The organism is Lysinibacillus sp. NPDC096212 (assembly GCF_044763105.1).
In the GTDB taxonomy this organism is placed as follows: Bacteria; Bacillota; Bacilli; order Bacillales_A; family Planococcaceae; genus Lysinibacillus.
The window spans coordinates 73,645-93,841 of the sequence record NZ_JBIWFQ010000010.1 but is presented as its reverse complement, the minus strand read 5'-3'; the positions used below and the strand labels follow the sequence as shown (position 1 = coordinate 93,841).

Sequence of the window (20,197 nt, the reverse complement as noted above, 5' to 3'; positions counted from 1 at the left end):
TGACGCTTTGCTTTCGCTACTAAAGACATTTGCTGAAAGAAGTTAAAATGTATTATCAAATAGACTTTCTGCTATGCCTAGTAAAATATCTTTCTCTGTAAACTCCATTAATTCTTCTCTCGTAATAGCTTTCTGTTGAATTAAGCGGTTTGACTGAATAGTCACGAGCTTTTCAAATAAGTTTCGAATATACCGACCGTTCGAAAAGTTTGGAATTGATTCGGCTGGAATTTGGTGCAATTGCTCCTTCATATGGTGTGCAAATACGTCACCATACTGGTAATCATTATTTTTACATAGCATGGCAAAAATATCATAAAGCTCATCCGTGCTAAAATTATCAAACTGCACAAAATGATTGAAGCGTGATTTAAAGCCTGGATTAGCAAGAAGAAATTCCTCCATGAGCTCTGTATAACCAGCAACGATGACAACTAAATCATCACGTAAATCCTCCATCGACTTTAATAGACTATCAATCGCTTCTTTACCAAAAGCGTCCTGTTTATCATTAATTAGTGAATAAGCTTCATCTATAAAAAGCACGCCGCCCTTTGCTTTATTCACAACTTCCTGGACCTTCAAAGCCGTCTGACCAACATATCCCGCTACTAAGCCTGCACGATCTGTTTCAACAAAATGCCCGCTTGAGAGTACACCAAGATGTTTATATATTTGGCCTATGATACGTGCCACTGTTGTTTTTCCTGTACCTGGATTTCCAGAGAACACTAGATGATAGGTGATTGGGAAGCTTGTTAAACCATGGTCAACACGCAAGCTTTGAATTTTAATGAAATTAATTAGATTGTGTAATTCCTTCTTGGCATTTGGAAGTCCTACAAGTCCATCCAGCTGCTTCTGTAACTTTTCAATTTCTCGCTCTATTTCTGGTGTTATTCGTAAACGTTCACCGTTAATAAACTCACCGCTATAAATAATTTTTCCCTCTTCATTAAAATAATCTCCTCGACCGTGCTTTTCTCCATTTACAAGGTCTCCGATATAGGAAGCCTGTCCATTAGTATAATAAAGAGTACCATGTCCCGTCATAGCATCCTCTTTAAATTGCCCCTCCGACACTAGCACACCTTGACTAGAATAGTTCTTACCTTTTCCATGCTTCATATCCTCAAAGAAATAGCCTTCATATTGAAGGGATATTACACCATTTGAAAGCTCCTTAGTACTTGGCGATTCTGGTGCGAAGTATAGCTTTCCAGCACCTTGCATATGATTCCAGATAAAATCACCTTCATATTGTAAAAAACCACTTGGATAGTATTGTTTTCCCTTGCCTTTCTTCATGCCATGGACAAAATCACCCTCATATTGCGGATGGTTTAAATGCGAATACTGTGTACGAAGCTCTTTAAATGGAGCAATAGCATCTTCCTCATAATACAAAATCCCGTAACCTTCCATTAAATCATTACGAAAATGCCCCTCATAATATACCTGACCATCCTTATATAAAATTCCATTACCTTGTTTTTTATTTTGAATAAATTCGCCCTGATAAATCATTTGACCTTTTAAATACATGATGCCATTACCTTGCTTCATATGATTGACGAATTCTCCCTCGAATAACAGCTCCCCTTCTTGGTCAAATAACGTACCTTTTCCATCATAAATGTCATGACCAAAGTCATTTTTCTTCACACCGCCACGATACATTAATGTACCATCTGGATACAATATATCCTTTTCTTCATGATTATATGTCATTTGATTGCCACCCTTTATCCATTCAGTATATGCTCAATTATAGCGTGGAAAAGAATACCTATGTGCAAATTTTCAGAATTAATAAGGTGATCTTTTTTATGAAATTACATTCTTATAAGGTAAAAATCCGCCTAGATTAGAATCTACGCGGATTTTTATCTTATTTTTTATATGTAGCGATAATTTTGCTGCATTGATTGAATCGTTTCAATCATCTCTTCTCTAAGCTCAATTGGCTCTAGCACTTCAATGTTTGCCCCTTGGCTCAGCAGCCACATTTTAATACCATGTCCAAAAACTTCTGCTTCAAATAAATATTGCCCATCTTTTTTGGATAATATTTTTGCTGTTGGTAAGCGATCTAACACAGCTTGCGGGGATGTTCCTTTAAAGATAAACTTCATACGCATTAGCTCGCCAGCATGCATAAACTGAATACGTTTGCGAAATTCCCCTTCTTGAAAACGTTCGGCATATGGTATTTGGAATTTTTTATCAAGCTCATGAAAATGTTGAATTCGGTCGACTCTATACACAATGGGCAAATCCTTTTCGTGCTTATTATCATAAGCAATTAAATAAAAGTAGTATTCTGAGAAAATGACCGCGAGTGGTTTTAAAATCTTTTCTGTAGGAATTATTTCGCCTTCACGTAAATAATCAATTTTAATGATTTTCTTTTTTTGAACCGCCTCAGATAGAACCCAAATTAAAGGCAATAGAGACTTTTTATGATTTAAATCTACGTACAAATGTTTTTCGTTTAAAATAATATTGTGAATAAACTCCTGCTTATCAGCCGCAACAATCGAAATAAGCTTATCTATAATAGCGCTCATTTCTGATTTTAGCAGTGCTCTTGATTCGATGAGAATTTTAACAATCGCTAAAACTTGCTCCTTCGATAAAATACTTTCCCCTTTATTTGTCAGCCTGTACACATTTTCTGTCCGCACATATTCTAAATGGCAACCCAATTTAGCTTTTTCCAGATACGCTCGAATTTCATTCAAATCCCGTTGTATGGTTTTTTCACCAACATTATGTGTAAATGCTTCTTGTTTTTTGTTAATTCCCTGACCATCCATTAGTCTGTCAAACATCGAAATGACGCGATAGCCTTTGTTTTGTTGTGAATCTACCATATATCCCACTCTCTCTTCAAAGTTACTTTTCTATTATACAAAAAGAGTTGGACACTATTAGTCCTTTTAACTACGTAATTTCTATTTTATTGGTATAATTGGCACGACATACTATACTTTTGTTATAATTCACTTTATTTTTACAGTTAATTCCGTATTAGCAGATAAAAAGGACCTCAATCTCGTTGTTTTATTAAAAGTCAAGTTATTTTCTACTGTTAAAGATTTAACAACATGATAAATAGAATGTTACACATTATAATAGCTTTTTGCAGAATTAGTTGAAGGACTAATTCTGCTTTTATTTTTATATAGATGTAGCTTTTTAATAAAGTTCGATTAAAAGTAAGTTGCAAACGCTGATTTTATACAGAAAGAAACCAACTGTTTTGAAACAAAGTTTGATCAAAACAGTTGGTTCTTTATTTATCTAGTTTGGTTTTTATAAAAAAGTTTGATTATTTCGGGATGCGAATATTCAATTAAAGCACCCCGTTAGCCCTTCATGCAGTGCAAAAATCAGCACTTCACCACAGAAAATGAAAGATGATTACGTTCTTTCATGGGAGTTTAAGTACAATGTTTCACAAATTGATAACTTCCTTGGAATTTAATACAACAAAAAGGTTCTAAAACCAAAGCCTTTTTAGTTAAATTACCTTTTAAATCCACCTTCTGAATGAATAATCTGACCTGTAATCCAATCTGCTTCATCGCTCACTAGAAATTTAATGGTTTTTGCAACATCTCTCGGTTTTCCTATTCTACCGAAAGGAAACATCGGTTTTAATTCATTTTTTATTTCTTCTGTCATCCAACCTGTATCAGTTGGACCTGGATTTAATGCATTAACCGTTATTCCTAAAGGGGCTAGTTCAGCCGACAACGTAATAGTTAAAGCATCAACTGCTCCTTTTGTTGTTGCATATGCTAATTCGCCAGGCATTGGTCCTTGAAACTGACCTGAAGTAATATTGACTATTCTTCCACCTGATTTCTTATCAAACCTTTGAGCAAATCTACTACTTAATAGTGTCGTTGCACGCACATTTACCATGTAATGTTTATCTAATTCTTCGGCAGTTAAATTAGAAAAATCGTTGTTGGTTGAGTATGCTGCGTTATTAATCAAGATATCAGGACTACCAAGTTGTTCAGAAACTTTATTTATAAGTTGTTCAGGTGCATCATGTTGAGTTAAATCCAACTCCATAAATGATACCTTAATACCTTTTTTTATTAATTCTTCTTTTAATTTAACGGGTTCATCTAATTCAATGCTCCAAGGCATTTTTTTATCATATTCCGTCCAATAAGTAAAAAATATATGATAACCCGAATCAGCTAACTCCTTACAAATAGCGGCTCCTATCCCTTTCAGACGGCTTACACCCGTAACAATCGCAACTTTCCCTTTTAATTGGTCCATTATCATCTCTCCCATACCTAATATTACTTTACCATGATTGACCAAATTACTTATTGAACTAAACTGCTTCGTTAGTTTAAGTACATTTCATCACAATCTTTATAGTTACATTAACATAAATATCCAAAAAAGAATCATCTAACCTCTAAGAAATTTACAGAGGAAGGATGATTTTAATCAAACTTTATTACAAATTATCGTTCTTTATTATAAATAATCAATCTTTATTACAAGCTACAATAGATAAGAATCAATTTATACTGTAAAATACTAGTAATAATAAGAGTGGGGGTGTATTTTATGAGTGATTATACATACTGTTTACCCGTTAGTGAGGAGAAATTCTTTCAAGTCGTGATAAGTGAACTGAAAAGAAAACATGCAGATATGTCATGGGAGGTTTTGAGAACAGCTACTTTATCTATTGAAGATTTAGGTACATCTTATTATGTTGATGGGGCAAGAGGAAGTCGTTGGGATGCTAAAGGTATAAATATAAAATTTGCATTACCTTCCGCAGCGATTGAAGAATTAGATAAACCCCAAATTAAGTCAACCTTATTTGATGTTTGCCAAAGTTTAATTCCATCAGAAGTCGGCTATGATTTAAAAGGTATTATATTTATACCAGATTTAACACTTGAATTTAGCTTAGACAGTGATATTGATACACTTACAACAATTGACGTATTTGGTTCTGCCTCTCTTCAAATCCTTTCAGATGAAATAAAGAAAAATCTAAAAGAAGATAAACCAGAACTTGCACTAGATAGATTACATACATTCTGTACGCGTTTTTTCAGACAACTATGTACTAAATATAAATTACCTTATGATAAAGAAGATGGATTACACACCTTATTCGGTAAGTATCGTAAGCACTTAGAAGCAAGTAATATTGTTGATTCTAATATGACATTACAAATTTTAAAAGTATATACGAACATTTTAAGTGAATATAATCAAGTTCGAAACAATAGAAGTTTTGCACACGATAATCAAATTCTAAACAGTAATGAAAGCAAGCTAATATGCAGTCATATTATTGCTATTCTCAAATTTATTGATGAAGTTGATGAAATGGTTGAATTAATACATTGGTTGTAAAACGAGTAATAAAGAGATATTGGAAAATGCACGTAAATATCCCTTTATTATTAGTCATGTTTATATATTTTTGGCTATTCGTAACAAGTAGTGGAAACTAATTTTTAAAAATAATTTCACTACGCATTTGAAACATATTGTGGAGAAAGGAATTAATAATATGATTAATGTATATGTAGATGATTTAAGAGATTGTCCTAGTGGTTTTGTCGTGGCAAGAACGTTTCAAGAAGCCATTCACTTACTTGAAACTCACGAAGTAGATATACTTTCTCTTGACCATGATTTAGGAGAAGATCTACAAGGTAATCTATTGCCAACAGGTTATGACTTAGTAAAGTATATTTGTGAAAAAGGGTTACGGGCAAACAAAATATATATTCATACGGACAACCCTGTTGGTAGAGAGAATATGTATCAAACACTGCATGGAGCGAAACGAAGAGGTTTCATTGATTCAGATATTGAAATTTACCACTATTCTATTACCGAAAATAAATATACCGAATGAAGTAATACTAAACAATTGAACGAACAAATTGTTTAGTAAGAAAAAGAATGGGCAAGTCCACTACTTATTACGAATGCCCATATTTTTTTAAATTATTTGAACTGTTCAAAATGATTTGCGACCCATCGTTGATGATTTTCAGCCACATATTGTTCAACTGCTAGTAAGCGATTCACTAACTCCTCTTTAGAAAGCTGCATATATTTTTTCTTAGCGTTATTTATATCCCGTTCAGAAGAAATCCTTCTTAATGCAGTTTCGTCAAATTTAGAAGGCATGACTGACTTTTTATGCGTGTTCTTTACTTTATAGGTTCTGCTATACTGTTGATAATAGGCATGTAGTTCCTCATTACGCTTAATGGTATTCATATGGATGCCCTTTCCTTTATCATCAAAGGCTTTCGAATGCTCGCTAATGTTATGATAGGTTACAGGAATTCCTTGAGTTACAAGAAAGTCAATGGTTTGTTTACCGATAGAAACAGAACGCTTCTTACGTTGCTGATGTACTTGATCAAGCCACTGATGTTTATCTAAATGGATTCCTTTTGGTGATTGGTTCATAGCTACGTTCCTCTCTATATTGCTTAATTAAATCAATCTCTTTCAATTCAATCTTCGCTTGCTTTGCCATCTCTTTCGCTTTTCGAACTTCGACCTCTAATCCCATTTGTTTAAATCGTCTTTCCATATCTTTTGATAACTGAATGACTTCTAATAATTCATCCTCTTGGTCTGGTTCGGGTATTTTTGCTTTGCAGCCTAAACATTGCATTTTAGTAGGACAAATGTAATCTGTAACACAAGTACCACCCAACACTTTATTAAATACACCAACTTTTTCGGCGTAGGCATCAAATTCTTTTTGCAACTCTTGTGGACTTCTTATATACACATCATCAATGTCTACATAACTTGAAATAACATCATGTAATTCACTTACTGATTCTGCGATTTGTGTAGGTGTGGGAGCTGAATAATACCCTGTTACATTCAAATCCTTCTGATGTAACATTTTTGCGACAATATCAATCGGCATTTTTTGACGCTGAACAGCTTCTGTTGCAAATGCATGACGTAAAAGGTGTGCTTTCACAGTTACAGCTTTTCCGTTCTGCCTCTCAAATAATAATCCATGAAGTAAAAATCGAATGGAACTGTGTAAAGCATTTCCTTGTAATGCTTTACCTGCATATTGGAAATAATAAGGTAAAGGTGTGGGGAATACGTGCCTTCTTCCCTCCCTGTAAAGGACACTTGGAATTTTATCAGCGTCATAATGTGCTTTTAACATCCTTGATACTGTTTGAATATGTTCCATCGTTTGTTTACTTAAATAAAACTCTTCTAACGAATCTCTTCCTTTAGGAATAGCTTTATAGGAATAATGTAGCTTGTTGTTCTTTTTCTTTACCTCAATACATTCTTTTGTATTACTGATTTGAAGTAATTCATTCCTTCTTGCACCTGTTGTTGTTAAAATGTCGATGGCTAATAGACCAAATGTACAAGCCACATAAAATGGTTCTACATCTATTAATAAACCTTCTGCTTTGTCCTTGTGTAAAGTGATAAATGTTGAAGGTGTTAGTATACCTTTATGCCTCGAATGAAACGTATAGGGTTTTTGCCCGTTATCAGACTCGTATCCCCATAAAGATAAGAAATTAAAAATCTTCTCATGTTCTTCGATGGGTCTGTTTTGTACCCACTTTCCTAAAACGTTCTGCTCAATTAATTCATTAAACCAAAGACCTTCAGGTGCTGAATCACTCTCTATTGATTCAGCACGAATAAACTCAAGAAAATAAGCATTATTTTCATCAGAATAAGTCGACTTTTTTTGTGTCGCTTGCTTTATAATAATATCTGAAAAATCCTTTTGATGGTTTAGTACAAAGGAAGGTTTGTCCCATAAACGAAAATAAAATACTTCCCCAATACGTTTTGGTTCCGCATAAGAAAATTCAATCGGTAATGATATTGAATCAGTTTCTATCACCCTTATTTGTTGATGAAACGCATCTCTCAATCTCTTCATTTGATTCCATCGTAGATTTGCTTCTGCACGTATTGTTGAAAGATGTGGCACAATAGCATCTGTTTCATCCTTACGAGTGTTTTGGGCTTGTTCTATGGCTAATTTAGTAAAGGAAAACTCTCTACTATAATATGAAAAGGGTGGTAATAAAAACTTATTATAATATTGCTGTTCACCTGAAGGAAGGTTTTCACTAATCCACTTTTTAGTATAGTATTCAGAAGAATTATATTTACTTAGTAAATCCTTTTTCATACTGTTAGAAGAATTGATACAAATATCACCTTTCAAATATTTATCTACATGGACATTTGGTTCGAAATCTGAAAATGAAGTAATGTTACATTCCCTAAAAATGTCTTTGAGTCTTGGATGAAGTATGCTTATTATAGTAAATATAGTTTGTGTGTCATTATTCCTAACTTCTCCAATTAACGCTATAAGCAACAATTGATTTTTCCAATCGAAAGTTAAGCAGTTGTTATACAAATATTTAAGCAACCGTTCATCTAATTTATCAATTAAAAATTCACTTTTATTATTTTGTAGACACATTAATCGAGTATCCATTTGCCCAAGCATTTTATCGTACCATTCTGTTTTAGGTCTTGACTGCGTTATTTCATCCAAATTTATTCCAACCCTTCTAACAATTCTTTTAAATCTTCATCAAAGTTTTCGATGATAGATGATTCAATGACTTCAAGCTTTGGTTTTGATTTCTTCAAAGATTTTTGTTTAATATAATCCTCTTCATTTTTCTGCATTTGCTCCAACATATTCTCATGAGCTTCTCGATGTTTCGTTTCATCAAAATGATGCTCATACACATTCATCGTATCTGGATTTTTCCACTTCATATATTTAATCAGCTCGTTTTTTCGTTGATGAATTTCTGTTTCATTTTGTGCAACGTTATAAATCTCTCGTAATCGAGAAGTAACGAACCAATGCCTTGCTTTATGTGGATTTAAACTTAGTTCATTACTCTTCATTGCTCGATTCCAGTGGTAGTACCAAGCGTGATAAGTAAGAGGTGTTCCATTTACTGATAAAAAGATAGGGGCATCATCAGGTAATTGTTCAAAATTTAAATGATTCTCGTCAAAGGGTTTTCTTTCAGTATCTATGTAGTGAAACAATATTTTCACCGTATCTTTGCTAACACGTATAAACTTTATTTTTCTACCATGACTCCCCTTATTGAAGGTAATAAATTCTTGATGACTTTTACGTTTGCGGTAATCACCAACTGTTAATTCAATAATTTCTGAGGCTCTTGCACCTGTTTCAAATAGCATACGAGCTATCACCATTTCACGAAGTGACCAACTTGCTTTTTTTCCAGCTTGATATACTTGATAAGGTAGATCTATATCATCAATAATTTGTGGTTGCCATTCTTCATTGATAATTTTAAAATAGGAATCCGTTAATCTTCTATGAGGGATAACTTCTTCTGTACCTGCAATTGAAGGCATTCTTGGCTTATCATCTCGAACACCCTTTATCTCAACTTTATAGCTGTGCAAGAGAGTTTGACCATCTATTAATGGATTACTATACGGATACCGTTTCAAACGAATCATAGCCTTATAAAAAGATTTTAATGCCGATAAAAAACGACTTATCGTATTAGGACTTTTACTAGTTAAATTTACAAAGCGAAACGTGTCTTTATCACGAATCTTACACTTCATTTCATACATCAAATAATCTTCAACCACAACACGTATTTTTTCTTCTGGATCATTCCATTGCACTTTCTTTCCTTGATAGTTGCTTTCTTTCTCTAACCATTTAAAAAATGGAAGTAGACAATTCAAATAGGATATGGCAGAACTTTTGTCTATTCTTCCGAAACAGTCATGGTAGTAATCTGTTAAAGGTAGAAAGGGGTGATTTTCTTTAAATACAAGTAGCTCATACTTACTTTCGATATGTTTAGGACAATATTCAAACCAATACAATTATTAACCCCCTCAAAAGGAACGAATATTCTTATTTTAATGTTTTTTTTTCGTCATTGTAAAATGTTCAGTCTTATAACAAATTTAAATAAGAAAGATAGTCAAAATAAAAAAGCACACCACTAAATTGCATTTAGTAATGTGCATTTTCATTAAATGTGTAACATTATAAGTGAAACACTATTAAATAATACTTAATGTACAATTACTTGTACTTAATCTTACAGAGTAATTGAAGTCCTTCATTATGCTAATAAAGTTGCCCTTAAAATGAGCTTAATTTCCGTTCTAGGCTACTCAGATCAGATCACACAGCGTCACAGATGAGACCCTGCAGCGAGAAACGCGAGTGAAGTGGCTCATCGGACGCCCCCAGGAAGTTTTGCTCTGTGCGAAAGCGAAGCGGCAGCAATTGTTTTATCTGTGCGAAAGCGTAGCGACAGCAACAACAAATGTTTTCTGTAGCGAAAGCAAAGCGGCAGCTACAAAGCGCCCAGCCAGAACGGAAACCAACCTCTAGCTTTGCCTAAGCGTCATACTTTATTTAAGTGACACCTTAATGAATTTCATCTACCATTTTTTTAACCAAGTAAAAATCTTGTTGACCGAAATCTTTTGCAGATTATTCCTTTACTCTTACTGCAGTTCCATATGCTAATACTTCTGATGTGCCGTCCATGACCGATGATGTTGAAAATCTTATCGCAACAATTGCATTTGCCCCTAGTTGTCTTGCTTCATCCTCCATAGCTTGTGTGGCAAGTTCTCGAGAGCGAGTGAGCATTTCTGCATACTCCTTCATCTCTCCTCCGACAATATTGCGAAGTCCAGCCATCATATCGCGGCCAATATTTCTCGATTGTACCGAATTACCTTTTACTAAACCTATAGTTTCTACAATTTCTTTTCCCGCTACAATATCTGTTGTTGATAGTAACATACAATACTCCTCCTATTTTTTATATTTTTCAACGGCTTTAACAGCTTCAGCAATGGAAGTCGTAATCACTCCCGTGCGCTTAATCAAGCCAATCACAAATAAATTACGATAAACAAACTGATTTTCAATTCCGTCCCGTACAAGTGCCTCTATTTTCATCATATTGTCCCGGCCTTGTTGGCGAACATCTGTAAATACACCTACGATTGGTCGATTCAGCATCGCAAATGCACCAATTTCTGCTGCCACACCTGAATCAATCTCAACGCCATCTAATACGGCTACTAATACATCGCTATTTTGCAGCATCTCTAAATCCGCTTGCGCAATCGCCAAACTATCAGCATATGCCGTCTTATCATTTATCGCATCATTCTCCTGTGGTACGTATAATTCAATACCTGGTACTGCCTCTCTAATTGCTGCAGCGAGCTGCTCGTTAACTAAACGATCTCCTAAAGAAAATAATCCATTTGCTAAGTATGCCTTCATAATAAAACTCCTATTCCAACGTTTTTTCAAACACTATTTTATGTCGATCTTTTTTATCTACAAAAGTTGAGACAATATCATATCCGTGTTTAAGATTTGTTATGAGCATGGCTTTTCGCTCATTTCTACCATATGTACGAACTTTTTTAAAGCCTAGTGCCTGTAGATGTTCATGCTGTCGCCTCATTAATCGACTGGCAATCCCTTGACCACGTTTCTTTTCATGGACACCACCTAACCAACTATAAAAAACGCCATCCGGATGTATGTAGCCTAGTTTAAAGCCTATGATATCTTCATTTTCTATTGCTAATAAACAAATGAGTCCTTCTTTACTTTCTAGTTTTTCTAGTGGGAGATTTGCTCCATCAAATACATGTGCATGAATTTCCTGTAATTGCTTCAACCAATCATATGGTACGCCTTCAATTGTGACGATATGCATTTTTATCACCCCTATCTCTACAGTCATCATTATAGCAGAAAAGGTTGAACTATAAGGTTAAACATAAGTTCTGTCCAAATTCATCAAGACATTGACAACGGCCACATGTCGCCCATTCTCCTCTAATGCCGCTGAGATACGGGGCATCCCTGTAGACGAGATAAATATGCTATTGCGTAGCTCTATACATAAAAATGCTGGAATCCAATACCCTTGTCATTTTAGAGAATGGATAACTTCCTTTTCAACTCTATAAATAGAAATTCTAAGTTAGATTTCCATTCAATCCAGCATTCTGATTCACGCCATAATTCAGCGATTACCCTAATACCATCAGCATCTGGAACTTCATCTCTTATATTAGCTAAATATCTTAAAATAAACTTCAACGATTCTTCATCCGCATTTATTGACTGTATTTTTTCAAAGTCATCTTCACCGTCATATAATTTCCCTGTATCAAGATACATTACATAGAGCTCTGCAAGCGTCATTGCACTTATATCGAAGACGAAATCAATTTCATCGAAGCTCTCACCAAAGAATCCTCTCGTTTCATCACGGTAATAACCTCAGACAGCTCTATATGATTTGATTCTAAATTATTTTGGATATAGTCCTCTGAAAAACCGACTACATCCAAGCCTTCATCACTTTCTAATGGCTTACCTCATATACATTATAAAGCATTTCTAATCTAGCGTCGTTGCTGTGAAAATAAAAGCACGCCCATCCGCATTTAAAATTTGTAGTCCTTTACTTGTTTCAGCTAATGGCTTGTCCCAACGAACATGGCCACAGCAGACTAAAAGCTCAGCAGCATTTTGTAGTTCTTTCCAAATATTCGGATTTCCAGGCAGGCCCTGAGAGCTAATTTCCGGACTTTCATGAAGTAGCAGGATGTCGGGAACTTGCCTTAAAATGTTTCTGAGTTTTTCCAAATAATCGGCTTCCCCCATCCGATTCGGTTTATTCACCCTACCGATAATTCCTCCGATTCCTGCTACTGCAAGATTTGCATGCATGATCGTACCCCCATTCGTGAAGAAATGGATACCTGAGGTAGAATTCAATTCCGCTAGTTCCTCATTCCTCAAGAGATCGTGATTTCCTGCGATGCCTGTGATAAATCCAAAATGACTCTGAAAAGCTCTCCATACAGGCAAAGGACTACCGCTAGCACCCCTTTTGGTTAGATTAGTATACAAGTCTCCACATAAGCACACCATCACCTTGGCAGGGTCCAAATCTGACAAATGAATTTGAAACAAAAGGGAAAGCACTTCCGCAAGTTCCTCACCAAGTAACTTCTGGGTTTCTGCCATCTTTTCTTGATTATGACCTGCGATTCCTTGTAAATCAGAAGCAATAATTAGCGCATCCAACTCCTCTGGCAGTTCAAGCATCTCTCCCCAGTAAACGGGAAACCATTCATAAGAAATCCCTGCTCCCTTTGGTGCAGCGGTAATGTATGGTATTTTCTCTAAAGGCTCTTTGGCAATATCAACGATTTTTAATGCTCTTTTCATCTGTTTCTTCATTTAAACACATCACCCCTTACAGAAAGGTACCAAAGTAATAATTTCATCTTTTCATGTGAATAGCCATCTATACCTCTTCAGGTTGCCATTGACATAAAATCGGTACCTCGTCCACGCTCCTTACAGTAATCATCCTTAGATTCGAATCATGTCTCCAGCTTTCACGTTACATCCCAAACTAATAAAAAAATCTCCCACTTTTATACGAACCCAAACTCATATCATTTGGATATACTGTTCGTTTTAGCGAGAGATTATATTCTATCATCCGATTGTTTCTACAATGTTTCCTTGCTGATCTTTAATATATGTTTTTTCAATTAGGAGTGAAAGCCCCGGTATAGAAGGTAATTCAAATTCTTTTTCTTGTGGCATCAAGTTTTGATTGAGCTCCATAACTGCCTTTTCATTTAAAGTTATGGTAGCATCCGCTTCCTCCACGCTATACCCACATTTTTCTCCTGGCTCAAATACAACTCGGATTTCTCGACCAACTAAGGTTAGTTTTTTCCCTTTTAAAATCCGCCCGCGTAATAGTTTACCGATTATTCCTGCTTGCTTTGCCCCCAACGTTAACTTATTAGGCTGTTTGCTGAACAATCCCTTTTTCCCCTGCTCCCAAGCTAGTTGGTCCACAAATAAATAGCCAGTATTTGAGCCTTCTTCCGCCATTCCTTTTTCTACCGCTTCGGCAATGGATGAAATATGTAAAAGAGATGCACGAGATAAGTCAGTAACATAGCTCGGGATATATTCTAGACCTGCATTTAGTACACCAATTGTATTCCAAGTTTGCATCGCCTCAAGCTCATCACCTGTAATCCCTACCATTTGAATAAATTCCACTTGTCCATTCGGTGTATCAATCGCAGGCAACTCTGGATCTAATGTATATGCAAGTGCTGTTAAAAGCGTATCAGCGCCTTCGCAGATTGGACCATTAGCATCCAAATAATCACCTGCTCTGAAAACATTGCCACTGTCAAAAACATATCTTCCCATGTTTTGCAGCAAATTTAACGCCCACGCTGGTGGCTCCTCCTCGTCTTCATTTCGAGCAAGACGAAATGTTAACTCAAACCCATATCCGCTGTATTCAGCATCCTCTGATTCTTTTTCATATAATTCGGAAAATCCATAAGTTACAAAATGCCAGTGTGGAACTGGTGTCTCACTTTTATAGGCACTGATTCCTTCAAGCGGATCTTCGCCTCCTAGTAAATATGGAATAACGGTTCCATAATGCTTCGGCTCCTGGTCTCCGTAAACTTTTAATACTTCCTGATCAATCGCGTCCCAGCCAGATGCATTTATTTCTTCGCTCATCAACAACTCCCCCTATGTATTCCAATATTACCTATAATTATACTATAAAGTATATAACACACTCCAAAGAGAATAATACCTAATTTAATTACCTCTAATATTACTAGATTTTTTTCATTAATCTGTGTGAATATTGAGTAAAAGTTACTAAGTCCTATGACAATCTGTAAAGACATGCCTAAATATGAAGCCTCAACGGATATCTAGATGCGCCGAGGCGTTATCAAAGCGAGGATAAAAAATAATTAGAATGATTCAAAATTTCGCCTTAACCGTATAACATTACTGGTGAACGGACACTTTGTAAATAATCTGCAAGCTTCCCAGCATATACTTTTTCTAAATAAGGTAATTGTGCAATGCAATGGGGTGTCATTAATGCTGGGTTCTGATAAACTTTCAGCCCTCCAACCTTTAAAAGCATCGCCACAAATTGCGAGCAAAAATAGGCACGCTCTCTTCTTACCTCTTTTTGCATCACCACGCCAAAGAGCCCAATAAAATTATATTTATAGCGATCACGATTCCAATGCATATATTCTACGATTTTCATCATCTCTAAGTATTGAAAATGAGATATTTTACAACGATAAATGACACAATCGGCTGTTTCAAATAGCCCTCTTTCTGCGTCTTCTCGCAAAAAACCCCCACTTAAAGGATTGTTTAGTTGTCTACGTCCAAAGCTATACATTTCAAAGAGTTCCTCATCAAAAGCAATGGACGCATGATTCATCTCTTTTCCAGTATACATGCCTATAGCTTTTGATAATAATGTACCTGTTTTTGTTAATACTATGTAAATGGTGTATGCCATTTCCTCACCTACTTCAATATTCTTCCCTACTACCAATACGTTTTAAATATTCAAACGGTTTCATTTATTTCCTTTTTTTATAAGTATATATAACGAAGCTCATTTTTTCTTAGTAAAAAGTGAAGATTTTCTTAATTATCATCTATAATTTTAAACTTATGTTTTTCCGCCACCTTTATTTATATGTCTTGAATCGTATTCTTATGTGATTTACTGATTTTTTCTATAGGTATGTACGAGAGGATATTAACTGTGATTGTCAAAGTATGTGGTGTATAGTTTGAGGCTTTATAGGGGCATTTAGTTAAAGTTCAATGTTAAAGACTATCATATACTTTATTAGTTTGTATATTATAGTATGTTTATTGACTATTATTTTTATCGGTTGTCTTGGATTAAAGAAGCCATTGCCTTTGGATTTACATAAGGAGTTTTTGATTTTATCAGTAATTGTCATAATAACTTGTTTCGTAGCAACACAGATGAAACAATCAAAATCTTCTTTAGAAAAATGAAATTAATTACTAATTAAGCTTTTCATTAAACCCCAATTGTTAGAAACAATTGGGGTTTAATTTTCATACTAGCAATTTTTCAACTGGCTTTTTCATTGCCGGATTTTCATATATTAATTCTTTATCGTTGCCTGGGTGTTGTAACAATTATTTTGATATATATTTATCGCTTCTTTTAAAAATATTTGCTCCTTTTCTGTAAAAGGATTCGGAAAGTTGAATGATTCTGTGGATGGTAGCTTTTTTTCAACCAAATCTAAATTTCCTTTCAAGGTTTCATTCATAAGTTGCAGAAGTGTTTTAACTGTTTCTTGAGCTTCTTTTGAAGAAGGTATAGCTTTTGTAAGTGTTAAATGTTTAATTTCTGATAAAACTTTAGTCCATTTTTTATCTAGATCGATTTCTTCGGATTTATTTATACTAAATAATTCATCAGTTATATCTGAAAAGTGTTCTTTAAACCATGTTTCAGTATTTTCAGCAAACATTAATTTTTGAAGCATAGCACAAAATATCTCGATATGGATGATTTCCTCATCTTTCACTGTTTCAATAAGATGGTTTATATCAGATAATATATTTATAATTTCAAGTTTTTTTGCTTCAAATAACTGTTTTTGATCGTTTAAAGATTTTAAGATAATTTCACCTTTAACAGTGTTTTTTTGCAGTATGTCTTTAATTTCCTTTAGCGACAAGCCTAGAAACTGTAATGACTTAATGTTTTGTAAAGTAGATAGGTCCTCTGTAGTATATAATCTATGCCCACCCTCTGTATAATCACTTGGTTTCAGTAGGTCTATGCTGTCATAATATCGAAGTGTTCTAATACTAACACCAGACATTTGCACAAGTTCACCTATCGTAAAAATCCCTTTCTCCGACAAATTATTCTCTCCTTAATGATTGACTTTAAAGTATCGTATAACGGGATAAGAAAACTTTTTTCCATTTAAAGTATAAATTGCTGCAATTAAAATTAATATTGTTTCAAGAATAATAAGTGCAAAAGAAAGGTTTGAAACTGCGCTCCATTTTTTAGACATAAAAGTTAATAACAAAAAAACTGGGAAGAAAGTAAAATGAAGGTTCATCCCTTCTTTTGCATGATCAGCAAAATATTTATTCTTATTCCTTGATACTAAGTATACCAATATAGGTAAAATAAAGGTTAATAGTAGCGAGAACAGGTGCATTAAACTTGCCAATCCTCTGTTTAATAAACTCTCTTTTTTCATTGTGCTTTTCCTCCAATAGCATATTTGATTGTTACCTTTTAAAGTGAGTAACTAAATTCATCATAAAAGGTGACGCTACTGGAGATTCAAGGACAAATGATAATTTTTTCATTAAATACTTACATATCAGAATTCACGTTTGGATTTTTCTGACTACTCCCACAGTTAAAGCAGTGGGGTTCTTATGTACTTAAGAGAAGCGTCATTACCCGTCACTCCTTTCTTTTTTTGATTATTTACAATATAAACATATGTTCTAAAAAGAAAAATGCACTTCATTCCTCCCACCTCTGAAGAAGTGGGCTTCCTGAAGCTCAATTCTGTGATTTCTTTAAAGTTTTCCTTGTGTTTAAATACTTCATCAAATATAGCTGTTGTTATTTTTAGTTTGCTCTATTGTATGATATAATCGTTTTACTGACTAACCTAAGCAAGTCAAATTGAGCTGTAGCGATACCGTACGCTACAGCTTTTTTTGTCCTCCACCACAAGGATTATTACTTTTCCAAATACTCCTCTGCTAGTTGCGGATTTTTGTATATGGCCATACCAGTTTGCAATTTTTTAAAGCCGATCTTTTCGTAAAAAGGTTCATTTCCTGTCGTTGCAATTAGCTGAATACAAGAAACATCCTCTAATTGGTGAATGATGTCCTCTAAAAGAGTTCTGGCAATTCCTCTTCCTTGATAATCTTTATGGACTACAACATCATAAATAGCAGCATTGAATACACCGTCTGAAAGAGCTCTCGCAAACCCTATAATTTCATGATCTTTTACTGCGAAAACTTGGTGTGTACTTGCATTGAAAACTTTTTTTATGATGCGTTCGTCATGTTTCATCCATCCTACCGATTGATAAACTTCTTTTAACATTGCTAGCTCGTTTTCCTCTACTTTATATTTAAGTAAAATCATTTTTCATTCCCCAAAATTTTGCACTTCTTTAAATCTATATTAATATCCCTTTTCTCATTACACAATATCTCTCAAATCTGTATAAAGGTAGCACTTCAAATTTAAAAATTTCTCCGTTCGTTATGCTTTCAGGTATTATGTTTCCCGTTGATATGCTGCTCAATCTCTTACAAATAATTGGTAAAGTTTTTCCTGTAACTTGGGGCTATTTGAATTTTTATGTGATGATAAATGGGGAATGATGTCTATTTTATCGTTAATATTAACGATTATAGTTACTTTATTGTTATGTACATGGTGACTTGGACGATTACATACAATTGAATAATCCTCTTCCCTATTGGAATTAGCTAGGCTGAGGGAAAGCATAGAATCAAGTATAATGAAAAAATTAAAATACTTTAAGTGAAAAAGAGAATCCCGCAGTAAAAAGCTTTTCTGCGGGATTTTATATTGGTCGGTGAATAATCTAGAATTAATGTAGCAACTATTCTTTTCTTATTCATGTTCATATCATTTTCTTTTATTTTCTGGATCGTATAAATCCTTTAATAGTATCTCTTCCGTACTATTTTTATATTGAATGAGTATTTTGTCTTCGTCTGTCAGTTTCTTTTCTTCACCATTGTCCAGTAATAATGTATTTTCATCTAAAAATGTAAACGTGACATTACTTCCATCTTTTAAAATCCTGGCTGGTTCTGAAAAATCATTCCACTTTTCATAAATAATGATCTCATAGATATACTTCTGTCCCCTATGTTTCATCGATAAAGGATAACGATTGTCATTTTTCGTTTGAAAGGACAATGTAACCGTTGTACCTTGTTGTTGGACGGTTGTTTGTATGCCCTTTTCATCTGCTATCCACATGTGGGCGAAGAGGAAGAAACAACCAATGGATATAATAAGGAAAATGGATAGTAGTGATCCTACAATAATGAAAATCTTTTTCCTATTTTTTGATCGCACCTTTTTAAAATAATCGATATTTTTATCCTCCTTTTTTTGCTCATGGGTACGTTCTACCAACAGGTTTTCCTGCATTTCCTTTACATACTGTTGGCACTCCTCACATTGTTCCATATGTTTTTCTATTTGTTTATTTGTCTCTTCGCTTGTTAAATTTTCTATGTAGCTCGGGATTAAATCTCTAAAAACGCTATGATTCATTATTTTCCCCACCTTTTCTGATTTGTTGTTTTGCACGATAAAATGTTACTCTTGCCCAGTTTTCTGTTCTTCCCAAAATGGAGCCAATCTCTTTAAAAGATAAATCACCTAATAATCTGAGATAAAGTATTTCACGGTTTATCTCACTCAGTTGTTGAGCTTTTTTATAAAAATTAATTTTGTCTTCATTTCTAAAATATTCATCTTCTAAATTATAAAATATAGGAGTTTCATCACTTAGTGAGTTCACTAACTGGTGCTTGTTTTTTTCGCGATTCATTTCTTGTAACCACACGTTTTTCGCGATTGAACATAACCACGTTGAAAATTTTGCTTTTCCGTTATTATGAAAGTTTTCAATGGACTTAATGGCTTGATAGAACGTCTCTTGCGTTAATTCTTCAGCAGATTGACCATCATTTGTAAGGGTTAATAAATACCTAAAAATAAAATCCCCATATTCTTGATATATATTTTCTTTATCCACGATTTACCTCCTTTCTAATGAGAATTTTGCTATTCTGAATCAAGTCTTTTGAAAGCCAATCATCTATATATCCAAAAATTTGTTGATTCGTTACAACAATTTTTTTATTTTTTTCTTTATTCATTTTTTGTGCCCTAATCATTTTTATTGTGGGGTTTGAAATATCCTTCATTTCTTCTAAAGATTATCACGCCTGTTGATTAACAATTGTGATCTCCTATATTGACACCGAGGATTACTGTCGTCTAGTGACCCCTTTCGTCCTTATTGTTCTATCACATCCTCTCATTTATTGTTTCTAGCCGGCATCATTTTTATCATTATTCACCATTTATAAATCAAGCCTCTTGACGAACGTTTGTTCCGGTAT

Annotated in this window: 21 protein-coding genes; 2 read left to right on the top strand and 19 right to left on the bottom strand. The window is 34.3% G+C overall.

Features of this window, described 5'->3' with window-relative positions; genetic code table 11:
- Nucleotides 1–42: 42 nt before the first annotated feature.
- The 3 genes from ACIQ7T_RS12050 to ACIQ7T_RS12040 all read right to left on the bottom strand — a co-directional run bounded on the left by ACIQ7T_RS12050 (nucleotide 43) and on the right by ACIQ7T_RS12040 (nucleotide 4,305).
- On the bottom strand, nucleotides 43–1,731 hold the full coding sequence (locus tag ACIQ7T_RS12050) for an AAA family ATPase (RefSeq protein ID WP_402870557.1): 1,689 nt from the start codon (nucleotides 1,729–1,731) through the stop codon (nucleotides 43–45).
- Nucleotides 1,732–1,898: 167 nt separating this feature from the next.
- A complete protein-coding gene (locus ACIQ7T_RS12045) occupies nucleotides 1,899–2,876 on the bottom strand; it encodes a helix-turn-helix transcriptional regulator (RefSeq protein WP_370081154.1) in 978 nt (325 codons plus the stop codon).
- 655 nt (nucleotides 2,877–3,531) lie between these two features.
- Nucleotides 3,532–4,305 carry an SDR family oxidoreductase gene (locus ACIQ7T_RS12040; RefSeq protein ID WP_289417341.1) on the bottom strand — a complete coding sequence of 258 codons (774 nt, stop codon included), beginning with the start codon at nucleotides 4,303–4,305 and terminating at the stop codon, nucleotides 3,532–3,534.
- 300 nt (nucleotides 4,306–4,605) lie between these two features.
- Here ACIQ7T_RS12040 and ACIQ7T_RS12035 point away from each other — a divergent pair, with 300 nt between their 5' ends.
- Together ACIQ7T_RS12035 and ACIQ7T_RS12030 are read left to right on the top strand one after the other, a co-directional pair.
- On the top strand, nucleotides 4,606–5,412 hold the full coding sequence (locus tag ACIQ7T_RS12035) for an abortive infection family protein (protein ID WP_370081152.1): 807 nt from the start codon (nucleotides 4,606–4,608) through the stop codon (nucleotides 5,410–5,412).
- A 160-nt stretch (nucleotides 5,413–5,572) separates the two neighbouring features.
- The gene (locus tag ACIQ7T_RS12030) at nucleotides 5,573–5,923 is read left to right on the top strand and encodes a cyclic-phosphate processing receiver domain-containing protein (protein WP_370081150.1); all 351 of its coding nucleotides are present in this window, start codon (nucleotides 5,573–5,575) and stop codon (nucleotides 5,921–5,923) included.
- A gap of 92 nt (nucleotides 5,924–6,015) precedes the next feature.
- On the opposite strand, the gene ACIQ7T_RS12025 is transcribed toward ACIQ7T_RS12030, so the two are convergent.
- The 16 genes from ACIQ7T_RS12025 to ACIQ7T_RS11950 all read right to left on the bottom strand — a co-directional run bounded on the left by ACIQ7T_RS12025 (nucleotide 6,016) and on the right by ACIQ7T_RS11950 (nucleotide 19,951).
- Nucleotides 6,016–6,489: a hypothetical protein gene (locus tag ACIQ7T_RS12025; protein ID WP_370081148.1), complete on the bottom strand. Its 474-nt coding sequence runs from the start codon at nucleotides 6,487–6,489 to the stop codon at nucleotides 6,016–6,018.
- Nucleotides 6,455–8,596, bottom strand: coding sequence for a site-specific integrase (locus tag ACIQ7T_RS12020; protein WP_402870550.1), 2,142 nt, complete (start codon nucleotides 8,594–8,596; stop codon nucleotides 6,455–6,457). Before ACIQ7T_RS12020 ends, ACIQ7T_RS12025 begins: the two co-directional genes overlap by 35 nt.
- 2 nt (nucleotides 8,597–8,598) lie before the next feature.
- On the bottom strand, nucleotides 8,599–9,936 hold the full coding sequence (locus ACIQ7T_RS12015; RefSeq protein ID WP_370081144.1) for a tyrosine-type recombinase/integrase: 1,338 nt from the start codon (nucleotides 9,934–9,936) through the stop codon (nucleotides 8,599–8,601).
- 622 nt (nucleotides 9,937–10,558) lie between these two features.
- Nucleotides 10,559–10,876 carry a YbjQ family protein gene (locus ACIQ7T_RS12010; protein WP_370081142.1) on the bottom strand — a complete coding sequence of 106 codons (318 nt, stop codon included), beginning with the start codon at nucleotides 10,874–10,876 and terminating at the stop codon, nucleotides 10,559–10,561.
- A 12-nt stretch (nucleotides 10,877–10,888) separates the two neighbouring features.
- The gene (locus ACIQ7T_RS12005; protein WP_402870546.1) at nucleotides 10,889–11,368 is read right to left on the bottom strand and encodes a nucleoside 2-deoxyribosyltransferase; all 480 of its coding nucleotides are present in this window, start codon (nucleotides 11,366–11,368) and stop codon (nucleotides 10,889–10,891) included.
- 10 nt (nucleotides 11,369–11,378) lie between these two features.
- A complete protein-coding gene (locus ACIQ7T_RS12000) occupies nucleotides 11,379–11,813 on the bottom strand; it encodes a GNAT family N-acetyltransferase (RefSeq protein WP_402870543.1) in 435 nt (144 codons plus the stop codon).
- 221 nt (nucleotides 11,814–12,034) lie between these two features.
- Nucleotides 12,035–12,307 (bottom strand): hypothetical protein, encoded by a 273-nt coding sequence (locus ACIQ7T_RS11995; protein ID WP_402870540.1) that lies wholly within the window; start codon nucleotides 12,305–12,307, stop codon nucleotides 12,035–12,037.
- Nucleotides 12,308–12,505: 198 nt separating this feature from the next.
- Complete coding sequence (locus tag ACIQ7T_RS11990) at nucleotides 12,506–13,354, bottom strand: metallophosphoesterase family protein (protein WP_370081134.1); 849 nt, start codon at nucleotides 13,352–13,354, stop codon at nucleotides 12,506–12,508.
- A gap of 264 nt (nucleotides 13,355–13,618) precedes the next feature.
- Entirely contained in the window at nucleotides 13,619–14,680 is a 1,062-nt protein-coding gene (locus tag ACIQ7T_RS11985; protein ID WP_370081132.1) for a suppressor of fused domain protein, read from the bottom strand.
- A gap of 268 nt (nucleotides 14,681–14,948) precedes the next feature.
- Complete coding sequence (locus ACIQ7T_RS11980) at nucleotides 14,949–15,497, bottom strand: hypothetical protein (RefSeq protein WP_370081130.1); 549 nt, start codon at nucleotides 15,495–15,497, stop codon at nucleotides 14,949–14,951.
- Between the two features lie 628 nt (nucleotides 15,498–16,125).
- The gene (locus ACIQ7T_RS11975) at nucleotides 16,126–16,899 is read right to left on the bottom strand and encodes a MerR family transcriptional regulator (RefSeq protein WP_370081128.1); all 774 of its coding nucleotides are present in this window, start codon (nucleotides 16,897–16,899) and stop codon (nucleotides 16,126–16,128) included.
- A gap of 12 nt (nucleotides 16,900–16,911) precedes the next feature.
- Nucleotides 16,912–17,250 (bottom strand): DUF4870 domain-containing protein, encoded by a 339-nt coding sequence (locus ACIQ7T_RS11970; protein ID WP_370081126.1) that lies wholly within the window; start codon nucleotides 17,248–17,250, stop codon nucleotides 16,912–16,914.
- Nucleotides 17,251–17,747: 497 nt separating this feature from the next.
- Nucleotides 17,748–18,167: a GNAT family N-acetyltransferase gene (locus ACIQ7T_RS11965; RefSeq protein ID WP_370081124.1), complete on the bottom strand. Its 420-nt coding sequence runs from the start codon at nucleotides 18,165–18,167 to the stop codon at nucleotides 17,748–17,750.
- Between the two features lie 513 nt (nucleotides 18,168–18,680).
- Nucleotides 18,681–19,340 carry a zf-HC2 domain-containing protein gene (locus ACIQ7T_RS11960; RefSeq protein ID WP_370081122.1) on the bottom strand — a complete coding sequence of 220 codons (660 nt, stop codon included), beginning with the start codon at nucleotides 19,338–19,340 and terminating at the stop codon, nucleotides 18,681–18,683.
- Nucleotides 19,330–19,827, bottom strand: a complete 498-nt coding sequence (locus tag ACIQ7T_RS11955; RefSeq protein WP_370081120.1) for an RNA polymerase sigma factor — start codon at nucleotides 19,825–19,827, stop codon at nucleotides 19,330–19,332. Before ACIQ7T_RS11955 ends, ACIQ7T_RS11960 begins: the two co-directional genes overlap by 11 nt.
- Nucleotides 19,820–19,951 (bottom strand): hypothetical protein, encoded by a 132-nt coding sequence (locus ACIQ7T_RS11950; protein WP_255350012.1) that lies wholly within the window; start codon nucleotides 19,949–19,951, stop codon nucleotides 19,820–19,822. Before ACIQ7T_RS11950 ends, ACIQ7T_RS11955 begins: the two co-directional genes overlap by 8 nt.
- Between the last annotated feature and the right edge of the window lie 246 nt (nucleotides 19,952–20,197).